At 56.8% G+C, this 12,584-nt stretch carries 14 protein-coding genes; 9 read left to right on the plus strand and 5 right to left on the minus strand.

From position 1 onward, the window contains the following. Positions 1-167: 167 nt before the first annotated feature. Both RT613_RS22680 and RT613_RS22685 read right to left on the minus strand, forming a co-directional pair. Positions 168-1,370, minus strand: coding sequence for an MFS transporter (locus tag RT613_RS22680; RefSeq protein ID WP_313618633.1), 1,203 nt, complete (start codon positions 1,368-1,370; stop codon positions 168-170). A gap of 4 nt (positions 1,371-1,374) precedes the next feature. Then, entirely contained in the window at positions 1,375-1,728 is a 354-nt protein-coding gene (locus RT613_RS22685) for an antibiotic biosynthesis monooxygenase (RefSeq protein ID WP_313618634.1), read from the minus strand. Between the two features lie 121 nt (positions 1,729-1,849). Between RT613_RS22685 and RT613_RS22690 the strand changes: the two genes are divergently transcribed. From RT613_RS22690 to RT613_RS22725, 8 genes are all read left to right on the plus strand, one after another. Further along, the gene (locus tag RT613_RS22690) at positions 1,850-2,737 is read left to right on the plus strand and encodes a LysR family transcriptional regulator (protein WP_313618635.1); all 888 of its coding nucleotides are present in this window, start codon (positions 1,850-1,852) and stop codon (positions 2,735-2,737) included. 195 nt (positions 2,738-2,932) lie between these two features. After that, entirely contained in the window at positions 2,933-3,691 is a 759-nt protein-coding gene (locus tag RT613_RS22695; protein WP_313618636.1) for an SDR family oxidoreductase, read from the plus strand. 110 nt (positions 3,692-3,801) lie between these two features. After that, a complete protein-coding gene (locus tag RT613_RS22700; RefSeq protein WP_313618637.1) occupies positions 3,802-4,449 on the plus strand; it encodes an HAD family phosphatase in 648 nt (215 codons plus the stop codon). 112 nt (positions 4,450-4,561) lie between these two features. After that, on the plus strand, positions 4,562-5,347 hold the full coding sequence (locus RT613_RS22705) for a carboxymuconolactone decarboxylase family protein (protein ID WP_313618638.1): 786 nt from the start codon (positions 4,562-4,564) through the stop codon (positions 5,345-5,347). A gap of 84 nt (positions 5,348-5,431) precedes the next feature. Beyond that, a complete protein-coding gene (locus RT613_RS22710) occupies positions 5,432-5,893 on the plus strand; it encodes a cupin domain-containing protein (RefSeq protein ID WP_313618639.1) in 462 nt (153 codons plus the stop codon). A gap of 154 nt (positions 5,894-6,047) precedes the next feature. After that, the gene (locus RT613_RS22715; protein WP_313618640.1) at positions 6,048-6,287 is read left to right on the plus strand and encodes a tautomerase family protein; all 240 of its coding nucleotides are present in this window, start codon (positions 6,048-6,050) and stop codon (positions 6,285-6,287) included. A 281-nt stretch (positions 6,288-6,568) separates the two neighbouring features. Further along, positions 6,569-6,970, plus strand: coding sequence for a DoxX family protein (locus RT613_RS22720; protein WP_313618641.1), 402 nt, complete (start codon positions 6,569-6,571; stop codon positions 6,968-6,970). A gap of 12 nt (positions 6,971-6,982) precedes the next feature. Further along, entirely contained in the window at positions 6,983-7,636 is a 654-nt protein-coding gene (locus RT613_RS22725) for a TetR/AcrR family transcriptional regulator (protein WP_313618642.1), read from the plus strand. A gap of 242 nt (positions 7,637-7,878) precedes the next feature. Here RT613_RS22725 and RT613_RS22730 read toward each other — a convergent pair whose 3' ends face one another. The 3 genes from RT613_RS22730 to RT613_RS22740 all read right to left on the minus strand — a co-directional run bounded on the left by RT613_RS22730 (position 7,879) and on the right by RT613_RS22740 (position 10,747). Beyond that, entirely contained in the window at positions 7,879-8,532 is a 654-nt protein-coding gene (locus RT613_RS22730; RefSeq protein ID WP_313618643.1) for an oxidoreductase, read from the minus strand. Between the two features lie 100 nt (positions 8,533-8,632). After that, positions 8,633-10,093: a hypothetical protein gene (locus RT613_RS22735; protein WP_313618644.1), complete on the minus strand. Its 1,461-nt coding sequence runs from the start codon at positions 10,091-10,093 to the stop codon at positions 8,633-8,635. Positions 10,094-10,285: 192 nt separating this feature from the next. Next, on the minus strand, positions 10,286-10,747 hold the full coding sequence (locus RT613_RS22740) for an Rrf2 family transcriptional regulator (protein ID WP_313618645.1): 462 nt from the start codon (positions 10,745-10,747) through the stop codon (positions 10,286-10,288). A gap of 528 nt (positions 10,748-11,275) precedes the next feature. On the opposite strand from RT613_RS22740, the gene RT613_RS22745 reads away from it, so the two are divergent. Next, complete coding sequence (locus RT613_RS22745; protein WP_313618646.1) at positions 11,276-11,983, plus strand: hypothetical protein; 708 nt, start codon at positions 11,276-11,278, stop codon at positions 11,981-11,983. Positions 11,984-12,584 lie beyond the last annotated feature (601 nt).

Below are 12,584 nucleotides of genomic sequence, written 5' to 3' on the forward strand. Positions count from 1 at the left end.
TTTTTACACACAGGATGCCTGTGACATCCCTCGGGTCATACCCGAGGACGAGGCAAGGTTCGCAGCACAACCCCTCACCTGAAAAATTGATCACTTAGCAAGCTAAGATGATGATTTTTCTTCCTCTCCCACAAGGGTAGAGGTAGGGGCACCAGTGGCAGCGCCCCTCACCCCGCATTGATGAAACTGCGCTTGCCCAACACAACTGCGGCAAGGCAGGCAGCAAGCAGCACCAGCACCGATGGCACGAAGGCGGAAACGCCGATATGGTTGAGCATCAGGCCGCCGAAAATGCCGCCGCCTGCAATGGCGAGGTTCCAGGCGGTGACAAGCATGGACTGCGCCATATCGGTATGTTCACCTGCCGTGCGTGCCATGGCCGTCTGGAAAATGGTGGCGGCGCCACCAAAACCCACACCCCACAGGATAACGGCGAAATAAACAGCGATTTCGGCCTCTGGCCAAAGGCCAAAGATGACAGCGGCAAGGCAAAACAGCAGGCAGCTGAAAATGGCGAGGTCGCGAAGCCGGCGGTCAATCCACACACCAACGAACCAGATGCCGACAAGCGAACTGCAGCCAAAGGCCAGCAGAATGGCATCCACCTGACCAGAGAGACCGAAAGGCGTCAAAAACGGCGCGATATAGGTGTAGAGAATGTTATGCGCCAGCACGAAGGATAAGGTGACGAACAAGATGGGCAGGATGCCCGGCAGCTTGATGACACCGGCAAGTGACAGTTTTTCCGCCTGTTTTGTGCCGGCAAAATCCGGAAGCCGCCAGTTGATCCACAGGGCCAGGATTATGGCCGCAGCGCTCATCAGCCCGAAGCATAAGCGCCAACCGGCCAGCTGGCCGATGAAGGTGGCGGCGGGTACACCGATGGAAAGCGCGATGGGCGTGCCCGCCATGGCAATGGTGATGGCGCGGCCCTTTTGATGATCCGGCACCAGACGCGCCGCATAACCGGCCAAAAGCGCCCATAACAGACCGGCGGAAATGCCGGCCAAGCCGCGCGCCACCATGGTCAGCACATAAGACGATGACAGCGCTGTGACCAGATTGGCAATGGCAAACCCGATAATGGTGAGCGTCAGCAGCGGGCGACGGCGCAGGCCTTGTGTGGCACGCGTCAGCGGAATGGCAGCCAGCAGCGAGCCCAGCGCATAGATCGTCACCGTCTGGCCAGTCGCCGATTGCGACACCGCAAGATCAGCCGAAATCTGCGGCAGCAGCCCGGCGGGCAGTGCCTCGGTGAGGATGATGATGAACCCTGACAAGGCCAGCGCGATCAACGCCAGCAGCGGCAGTTTTTGCTCGCCGGACGCTTGGTCGTCCGGCTCTGTCTGTTCATAGGCAAGTTGCGACATGGGCTTAAGCGCCACGTTCAAATTTTGGCAGCACCAGATCACCGATCGTATAGGTGTGGAATTCGCTTGATGAGACTTCATCCAGCCGCTTGAACTTTTCAACGAAAACCGGGTCGGAGAAAAACTCGCCGACATTATCGGCGCTCTGGATCGCCTCGATATTGACCACTGTCAGGCCATCGCTGCTTTTGGCAAGATTGCTCCACAAAAAGCCTTCCTTGCGTTCTGCCACGTAATGCACAACGTCCTGAATGATGGCGAAGGCCTCTTCCTGCTTGCCGGGATGCACGTGAATGACATTGACGATGAAGGTGGTGGCGGGTGCGGCGGAAAAGGCGGCAACGGGCTGGCTGGTCATGGTGTTACAGGTCTCCATTTTGCTGTCGCATTCACTGTGATTGCGATGGCATCTGGATAGCGACCGAGATATACGGGATAAACAGGCCGTAATTCTCAACAGAACGGACAAATATTCCGCAATGGACAAGCTGGGCACAATTGGCATTTTCGTGCAGGTGGCGGAGGCCGGCAGTTTTGTGGCGGCCGGGCATCGGCTGGGCATATCGGGGTCTGCGGTCGGCAAGGCGATTGCGCGGCTGGAAGACGAGCTTGATGTGCAGTTGTTCAACCGCTCTACCCGCAGCATGGCACTGACCGAAGAAGGCGGGCTGTTTCTGGAGACCTGCCGGCGCATTCAGGCGGAATATGAGGAAACGCGGGCCAAACTTTCCCGCGCCCAGGCCGCACCACGTGGACAGTTGCGGGTCAGCCTGCCGCTGGCCGGCATGTTGTTGATGCCGACCATTTCCTCCTTCATGCGGGCCTATCCGCAGATCAATCTCGACCTCGATTTTACCGACCGGCTGGTTGACGTGATCGAGGAAGGCTTTGACGCGGTGATCCGCACCGGCGAGGTGCGCGACACAAGGCTGATGAGCCGCAAGCTTGGCACCTTCCGCCATGTGATTGTTGCGTCGCCCGAGTATCTCAAGGAAAACGGCCATCCGCAGGTGCCGGAGAATCTGTTGCAGCACCAGTGCCTGCACCACCGTTTTGCCAATTACGGCACGCTGGAGCCATGGCCGCTGGTGCGCGATGGCGCGACCATCAAACTCGACCTTCCGGTCAGTCTTGTGGCCAGCACGCTGGAACCACTGATCTATCTGGCGGAACGGTCCTTCGGCATTACCTGCCTGCCGCCCTTTGCGGTGGCCGAGCAGATCAAGGCCGGCACACTGGTGTCACTGCTTGATGACCATTTGCAGGATACCGGCACATTCCGGGTGCTGTGGCCAACCAGCCGGTATTTATCGCCCAAGGTGCGGGCGTTTGTGGACTACATGGCGCAGCATTTGTTTGCGGAGTGAGTGGGTGAACGTCGAGCCAGCACAGAACCCCTCACTTGAAAAATCTATCACTTAGCAAGCTAAGATGATGATTTTTCTTCCTCTCCCACAGGGGTAGAGGTAAGGGCGCAAGCCTTGCCGTTCCACCCCAAGCTTTCGTTTGCCGTGCAGTGCTGCTAACCATGGTGCATCAACCAGCAAGGAACCTAAAGCGCCATGTCCACCCGCCCGATCGTTCTCGTTACCGGTGCCAGCAAGGGCATAGGCTCTGCAACGGCACTGGCCTTTGCCAAGGCGGGGTATGATGTCTGCGTGAATTATAACAGCGACGCCGAAGGGGCGGCCGAGACGGTGGAAAGCTGCAAGGCCGAGGGTGCGCGGGCGATTTCCGTTCAGGCCGACGTGGCGGACAGCGAGGCGGTTGTTCAGATGTTTCAGACCTGCGACAAGCTGCTTGGTCCCCTGTCCTGCGTTGTCAACAATGCCGGCATCATTGGCGGGGCCAGCCCCATTGCAAAGCTGAAACCGCAAAACCTCGAAGCGACCTTCGCGACCAATGTGTTTGGCGTGCTCTACTGCATTCAGGAAGCCATCAAACGTATGGCGACCGATCAGGGTGGCAATGGTGGCGCGATCATCAACATGTCGTCGCTCGCCGCAAACCTTGGCAGCCCCGGCGAATATGTGCATTACGCCGCCTCCAAGGGTGCGGTGGAAACCCTGACGATTGGTGCGGGCAAGGAGCTGGGGGCCGTTGGCATCCGCGTCAATGCCGTGCGGGTTGGCACCACGGCCACCGACATGCACCAGCGTGAAGGAAACCCCAACCGGCCTGACATGGTGGCGCGGGTAACGCCGCTTGGTCGCATTGCCCTGCCGCAAGATATTGCCGATGCGGCGGTGTTTCTGGCCTCACCACAGGCGAAATTCATTTCCGGCACGGTGCTGACGGTGGCCGGTGGTCTGGCGCCGTAAGTCACTCCCCATCCATTGCTGCAGATGTCTCATGTAAGCTGGACGAGCTGTGCCATGTCGGATAGACCGGCACATTCGAGACCCGACATGTACCAGAACAGGATTTGATGATGGCTTTGCAGTTTTCCGGCGTGTTGCTTGATCTGGACGGGCTGCTGCTCGACACCGAGCGGCTGCAATTTGAAGTCGGTCCGGCCGTGCTCAAAGGCATGGGTTTTGAGGTTGAGCCAACCTTCTTTCACGCCCTGGTGGGGGTGGATCGCGCCACCAGCGCCCGCATGATCAATGAACAGCTGGGCGGTGACATTGACCGGGTAGCCCTTGATCTGGCCTGGAACACGGCAATCGACGAAAAAATGCGCGATGCCATTCCGCTGCGCCCCGGCGTACATGACTTTCTCGATGCGCTGGATGAACAGCAGCTGCCGCGCGCCATTGCCACCAACAGCGACACCGCCCGTGCGAAATGGAAACTGCAACATGCCGGGCTTTTGCACCGCGTGCATGCGGTTGTTGGCGTGGACATGGTAAAACGCGGCAAACCGGCGCCCGACGTTTATATTGCCGCGGCTGAAACGCTGGGCCTGCGCCCCGACCAATGCGTGGCGCTTGATGACAGTGACCTTGGCGTGCACGCCGCCATGGAGGCCGGTGTGGCCAAGGTTATTCAGATACCAGACATGGTGTTGAGCCGTGATCTGCGCGCCCACCATCAAGCCGGCTCACTAAATGAAGCACGGACCATCATGGGGCTGTAACGCCAACATTTATGCGTCAGACCGATAAGTCCAATCGGTATTGGGCCTCTAATGCGCATGGAATTCGCACCTAACTTTGAAGGGTTGTCATCACCTTTGAAGGAATTCCTGTATGAACAAGAAACTTGCCGCGACGGCATTGTCCATGTCGCTTTCTGCAGCCGCACCAACATTTGCTGAAGACACCAAACGCGCCAGCATGGCGCAACCGCTGACGATTGCCGATATTCGTGCGGTTTCCCCTGCCCTTGGCAAATATACCCAGACAATCGTGCTTGATGAAATCTGGAAACGGCCGGGCATGTCGCCACGCGACAGAAGCGTGGTGGCCATTGCCGCACTGATTGCACGCGGCCAGACAATCGACATGCCGTTTTATTTCGAGCGGGCGCTCGATAATGGCGTGACGGCTGGCGAACTCTCCGAGATCATCACACATCTGGCATTTTATGCCGGATTTTCGCAGGCCACATCAGCCGTTGCAGTTGCCAAGGATGTGTTTGCCGCACGCGGCATTACCGCCGAACAATTGCCGCCGGAAAACCCGGAATTGCTGCCCATCAACCAGGCGGCAGAAGACGACCGGGCAAAACGGGTAACGGAAAGCGTTGGCCCGATCTCGCAGGGCGTTGTCGATTATACCGCCATGCTGTTTCAGGATGTGTGGCAGCGCCCCGGCCTTAAACCGCGTGACCGCAGTCTGGTGACGGTGGCATCGCTGATTACCAACGGCCAGTCGGCGCAGGTTGGTTTTCACCTGAACAAGGCCATGGACAATGGCCTGACCGCCACCGAGGCCTCGGAAATGTTGACGACACTGGCCTTCTATGCGGGTTGGCCAAACGTATTTTCCGCCGTGCCGGTTGCCAAGGACGTGATTGAAAACCGGCCAAGCTGAGGTCTGTCACGCCCAAGACCTCATTTGCGTCACGCGACGCATTTTGTCGCTACCTGGCGACACCACCATTTGAAAGGAAAACCCATGAAAAAAACCATCGCTATTGCCGCCACATTGAGCGCGCTAGGCAGCCCGGTTGCGGCCGAAGGCATCATTATTTCCGAAAACAGCAGCAGAAAATCCATGCTGGCCTCGAAAGAGCAATTTACCGGCACGGTGTTTGTGGAGCCGATGTTTGATGCCAATGAACAGAATGGCCACAGCACCGGACTTGTGACCTTTACGCCGGGTGCGCGCACCGCCTGGCACTCGCATCCGCGCGGGCAGCTTCTGATCATTACCGAAGGCGCCGGCTGGGTGCAGGAAGACGGCGCGGAAAAACGCAACGTCAAGGCGGGCGATGTGGTGTGGTTTGCCCCCGGTATTCGCCACTGGCATGGCGCAACCGACACCACGCTGATGCGCCATATTGCCCTGTCCTACATGGAAAACGGCACCAATGTTGCCTGGTCCGATCAGGTGACGGACGAACAGTTTCTCGACTGACTTTTACCGTTGAGACCCGACACAACGGCCCGGCAAACAATCGACAGATGGTTGGCCGGGCTTGTTTTCAGGTGGCAATTTAAAGCAGTGGCGACCCCAGCTTTTCTGTCCTATTGATGTGGCCAAACCTGAAAGCCAAGGATTGGACAAGACCATGCCTCATATCTCCGTAAAGATGTTTCCCGGCAAGACCGAAGAGCAGAAGCAGGAATTTGCCGCCAAGGTGGTGGAGGCCGCCAAGGCGATTTTCGGTTCCAGCGACACATCGCTTTCGGTGGCCATTTCAGAGGTCGAGCCAAATGACTGGGAGACCACAGTCTACGGCCCCGAGATTGCAGCCAATGAGGCCGCCCTTTACAAACGCCCCGGTTACGGCGATCTCGCCAAGGCCTGAGCAACACCTGCCGCCAGCATGACTGGCGGCTTTTCATGCCCCGTCACGGGACACCATAAATCTTTCGTTTTCAGCCTGTTACAAGACAAAACTCACCCATGTCTTTAGCTGGTGACAGGATATCATTCCGCCATTCCCAAATCCTCCAACATCCCATCACACAGGCGCATGCGCCCGTGTGGCAGATGGGCCCGTTCCTGGCCGCTTTAATTTTCAGACTCGACAGTTCAATAATTAATTTCTATACCGCCGAGTATGATAATTATCACGTTGAGGACGTCATGAACGAGCTGATCACCACCATTCTGCAAAGCCCTGTGACCGCAATCATCGGAACCGTGGTGCTGACCTGCCTGTTCTGGATGGCAGGCATTTTCGGGATTTTCAATTTTGCTGTCGTGGTGAAAGAGATGGAGGATGCCGCCCTCACCCACCCAAGGTCCTGTGCCGTGGCAACGATCATTTGCCAGTTGCTGGGCTCGGCCTTGCTGATCAGCAATGTCGGTGGGCTGGCATGGCTGGGTGCCGGTGCGCTTGGCGTGTTCACGCTGCTGTCTATTCCGCTTGGGCATCCGTTCTGGAAGTTTGCCGAACCGCGCAAAAGCCATGAATTCCAGATTGCGCTGGAGCATGTGACGGTGGTTGGCGGTTTGGTGCTGGCCGCGATACTTTCGGTGCGCTAAAGGTAAGGCGTGATGAGTGACGTTCAGAAACGAAAGCCGGGACGGCCCAAGGACCATTCCAAGCGGGAAGCATTGCTGGATGCTGCGCGGCAGCTTTTTCTGACCCGCGGCATGGATGTGACGCTGGAAGAGATTGCCCTGACAGCCAATGTTTCCAAGGCCACCATCTATTCCAAGGTTGCCAACAAGGAAGAGTTGGTCGAAGCGGTGATCCGCCGCGAATCCGATCTGACTGTGACCGACGATGAATTGCTGCAAAGCGAGAGCCTGCCGATTGGCGAGGCGCTGCATGCCTTCGGGGTTCGTTACCTGAACTTCATCAACCGGCGTGAACTGCACGGCTGGGACCGGTTGATCGCCTCTGCCGCGACACGTGACCCGGACCTGCCGCGCAAGTTCTTTGCCGCCGGCCCTGGACGCGGCCAAGCGATATTGGTGAAAATGATTGCGCACGCCTCTGGCCGGGGCGAACTGGAAGTGAGCAATGCGACGATGGCCGCCGACAATCTGGCCGGCCTATGGCTGGGTTTCGAAAACCTGGAAGTCAAGCTTGGCGCGCGTGAGCCGCTGAGCGAAGACGAAATCGATGAAAGAGTATCGCTGGGCATTACGCTTTTCATGCGGCTTTATGGCCCACAAAACGCCATCTGCGTCGACAGCAACTAATGGAAACCGCCGGTGTGTCGGTGGCCCGCGCAGAAACCGTTGTTCCGGCACCTCGCGGCCCCACTGGCTGCCAGTATATTCCTCAACCAGCACAAAACCTCTTGTCTCATAGAGGTGGCGTGCGGCATCAGGCCCAGAAAAGGTCTATGGATGGTTGTCGCTCTGAGGCCTTAGGCATCGACAGCGATAATCTGGTGATGCCCGGAGAGAGGCATGACGGGCCCGTATACTCAGACCAAACATCACGCCAGTTCGCTGGCGGGGATGATATGCACGCCCGGCTTTTGGGACAGAGCGGCGTTGAGCAGCGCGCGGGCGATGTTGCCGGCCGGGCTGACGCGCCATTGGCGTGGCAAAAGCGGGCCGATGATTTGCATGGCATGCAGGAACAGGCGTTCGCCAAGCCGGAATTCAGGCCGTTTGCCGCCGATGATGCCGGGGCGCACGATGGTGAGCGATGTGAAACCTTGCGCTTTCAGCTCGTTTTCCACCTCGCCCTTGACCCGGTTGTAAAAGAACCGCGACTTGGCATCGGCACCAATGGCCGAGGTCAGCGCATAGGTGGAGGCGCCGTAAGCCTTGGCGAGACGCGCCACGTCAAGCGGATAGTCATGATCCACCCGGCGGAAGGCCAGCTGTGAACCGGCCGTCTTGATGGTGGTGCCAAGCGTGCAGATGACCGCATCCACCCGCCACCAATCGGCCTCGGTTGGCAATTCGTTGAAGTCTACCTGCGGTGACAGCAGTTTTTCGTGCGGCGGCAGAGGCCGGCGGGTTGGCGCAATGACCCGCGCCACAGCGGGGTCAGCCAATGCTTGCTCAAACACATGGCTGCCAACCAGACCGGTGGCACCAACAATGAGCACCGTTATGCCATCGCCTGATGTCTCTGCCATGCGGTTTTCTCCTCACCTTGCGTTCACACACCACCAAACGCACGGCGTTGAAGGTAGGTTGCACGGCGCAGATCGGCAAGAGTGTCCCACACAGTCTGGTTTACCAGCGGATTGGGGTTTCCAGCGTTTCCCAGAAAATCCAGCGGAACACTTCGCGGCGTGGGTGGTAACCGCGTTCGCGGCCGGGCTGCGCCTCCGAAAACGGGTCCAGCACATGCAGCACGCCGGATGCGCTGGCAACGGCGACGCGGCCGCTGACCGGATCAAAATCAAAACCGCGCAGCGCCGAACCGAGGAACTGGGTGAAAACAGGTTTGCCACCGCTTAAGGGTGCGGCATGCGACCAGCCTGCCCCGCCAATCCACGCCACCGGTTCGCCCAGCCCGTAGACCTCGCCGGGCAGCTGCGTCATGCCATAGGCGCGCAGATAATCATCCGTTGTCTGTGGTTCGTCTTCGTCCTCATTATCATCACCGACAAGTGACGCCAGATCGCGGCAGACGGTAACGCCGCTGGAGCCGTAACGCGAGTTTGACAACAGGCTTTTTGAATCATCGGTGAAACGCAGATTATAGGGGTAGTCGCTTTCAGCCTCGATGCGACCATAGGGTTCGACGGTGGTGTCCGTAATGCGCTCGACGTAATGGCCGCCATAGGCATCCTGCCAGCCATAAGCGACGTATTGCCCATCTGGCGAGATGGCGACGTGGCTGGCATCAATGCCCAGCGGCCCGCCGAACCTGGCCTTCATGTCCTTGTAGCTGCCGATATAGACCGGGCAATCTTCCGAGCCGACATTGCGCAGGCCGCCTTCTACATCATCCGCAGTTTCTTCGGCGTCGTCTTCGGCGGCATCATCATCTTTGTCTTCGTCGTCTTCATCGACATGACCGGAACGTGGGGCCAGCAGTGTCCAGTCGCTGCCGCGCAGCAGCCAGATACCGAATTCATCACTGGCCAGCACAACGCTTTCGCCATCATCTGAAATTTCAAGGCAACGCACCGTCGTGGCATCAACCTCGATATCTTCAGGCCATGGGGTGATTTCTTGTGTGGCGGGGTCAAAGCCCTCGGAAATGGCAAGGCCCTGCCCGGTGGCCAAAACAATCCAGCGCCGGTTGCGCGAAATGGCCACCATGGTGGCGCCGTCCACTTCGGTGATCTCGCCGCCATCGATGTGCAGGACCTGATCATCCAGCCGCACCAGAAAGGCGTCCGGCCCAAGGATGACGACAGCATGCAGGCCGACATCGCCCATATGCGAGGTGAAAGGTGTGTGGGCGGGGTCAAAACGTTCGCGCGCCCGCTGCCAGTGACCGGCGGCATTCAGCGCCACCACCTCATCCAGCACCGCATCGGCAAATTCCTCGTCGCGCTCGTCTTCCACCAGATCTTCATCGGGGCTTTCTTCGAGATCGATGATCGCTTCCAGCGCGGCGCAGACATTCATCGCCTTGGTGCGGCCAATGCGGTTCCAGCTGTCAAAATCATGGGCGGATTGGTCTTCCGGTGCTTCCGGCTCGGTCTTATTCAGCAGTCTCGAAAAGATATTGCGTAACATCGGCGGATATCACTTTCTGAAAACAATCGACAATCAAAGGCCGGTTTCCGGAAATTCATGATTTCCCGCCAGCTGCGCTAAACCCAACATCACACCAAGATGTGACGCACGGATAAGCACAACCATACATCGCAAAAATTCGTTCCACTGACGAACTTTATTTTTTGGATAAAACTTGCTTACACACGCATATCAGGGACGGCAGGACTGGCCATGTTGTGTGCCATCCTGCGCGCCTTCAGGGGCCACAAATGTCTTGGCAATATCCGCCAGGGTGACACCGGCAAACCGCTCCATCAGGCGTTTCTCTGCATCGGAAAACACATCTTCCAGCGTGGCGTTGACGGCTTTTTCAATGGGGCAACCGGGCATGTCATAGGCAGGACCAACCGCAAAAATCGAGGGTTCGCCCACCGCGCGGTAAATATCGAGCAGCGTCAGCTCTTCCAGCGGCCGCGCCAGTGTCCAGCCGCCGCCATGGCCACGCTCCGAATGCACATAACCCTCTTCGCGCAGGCCCGCCATGGTGCGGCGAATGACGACAGGATTGGCATCCAGCATGGTGGCAATCAAGTCAGAGGTCATGACGCCCTTGTGCCGGCCCATATGGATCAACACATGCAACATGCGCGACAAACGACTGTCTTGTCTCATCTGGCCCCTCTCATCTGGATCGCCTCATCTGGCTTGTCTCATCTTCTGCGCACACCCCTCGCAACGCCTTTGTGAGCACGTAACGGGGCATGTGACACCTCGAAAACACTGCCATAACACAAGCTGCGCCTTTTCGTTACGACAAATGTGTCGTGACGATCCCCATTCGGCATCGTTGTTAAAACGAAGCAATTCAGTTGTGGTTGTTCAGCAGCCTACACATCCGCAACCCTGAAAACACGCTGACTGCGGCGCAACAATATCGCAAGTGGAAAAAAACAGCGCATAGACCACATGGTCAATCAAGGAAAGTGTGGTTGGAAACGATGCTGTACAGACGCAACACAAACCGGTGCCGACCATGTGAGGCAGATGCATCCTGCGACGGCTGACCCATGACCCGCTGGACGCGAAAAACCTGATCTGGTGGCGAAGCACCCTCCCCATGACAAAGGGTTGCGGTCAAAACCTAGCTCCACATTCAGCACCTAACTTGACGAAAATTGTTGGGTGAGGACATTTAGCAGCATGAACCCATTCAAGCGATATACTCGGACAATTTTGGTGTACAGCAGCGGTGGAAGCTATAACGCTGCCGCTATCGGGGGAGTTCTTTCAGGTGGATGGGGTGACTGGGATGACGAGACTGGTTGGTCTAAGCCAGAGAAGACGAGTCCGAGCAATGCGAGCGAATTAACGACGAAACAACACGCCTACCCGAAGAAAAGCATCGCGCACTTTGCCAATTGTGAGGGCAGAGTTGAGGTGTATGATTTGATACGGAAGAAGTCTAGAAAAGCTAAGCCATCAGACCCGATTTTTTGTGCTAGACGAGCCTGGGATCAGCGTTCTGAGTCAGGTTACATGCGAGAGATCGAGGATGAATTCCAGGAGCTTACAGATAGAACGATTTCTAACCTGGAAGGTGTAACAAGAGTTTCGGATAAGCGAGTAGTTGGACGATTTTTTGCACTGTGGTACATGCGTTCGCGATACAATCAATTGAAAGATCAAGAATATATACTGGACGGCATTGAGGGTGACCAACTCACGTTGGAGCAGGAAGAGAAGCTTGAGAGAGACCACTACCTATATGTAAGAAGTGGAGGACGTATACCCTGCAGGCAGCTAAATGGGGTTTTGATTCAACAAAAAATTGATAAATTCTCAGAAGATCTAGAATCCATTGCGGGGTGGGGCCTTATTTCGCCAGAAATTTGGATGAATGCCGCGTGAATTTTAGATACTTTCAGAGTCGTATCATTTAGCGATAGGCAATCTGATAGTTCCAACAGCCACCCCATCATTAAAAGTCACCGAAAAGCTTCTCCGCAACCCTCTCTCCCGCTCTAAATCGGGAGAGGATCAATTGTCTTTTTGATGTTAGCCGATCAAGCGGAATATCGTTCAACTGAGACCATTCAAGCATCATGTCGGTGATCTTCAATATCTCTGCAGCGTTGAGGAGCCTCGGCTCTCCGCTCGTGTCGTTCGTCATGACACGCGACCTTCACGATGGAAGCGCCAATCCGGATATCTGATATTGATGATTTGTGGAGATTGGCTAAACACTTCCAGTGCTCTTTCCTGTTTAGCAGGCAAGAGCACGTAGCAACTCCCAGTCGTCGACGCCTACATGTTCGGTTGCCGACAATGCGCACAGGGTACGCTGCTATCTCAACATCGTCCACCCTAAATAACTTTTTTATCCAGACCGCCGCCCCACCATCAAATGGTGGGGTCACCTACAAGCAATCTGTTCAGACGTGCCTGTCGATCAATGGTAAGCGCCGTTTTGAGAGCACGTCGGTTTACGCTTGACGGAATGGAATGACGT

This window comes from Agrobacterium sp. (assembly GCF_032092815.1).
GTDB lineage: Bacteria > Pseudomonadota > Alphaproteobacteria > Rhizobiales > Rhizobiaceae > Agrobacterium.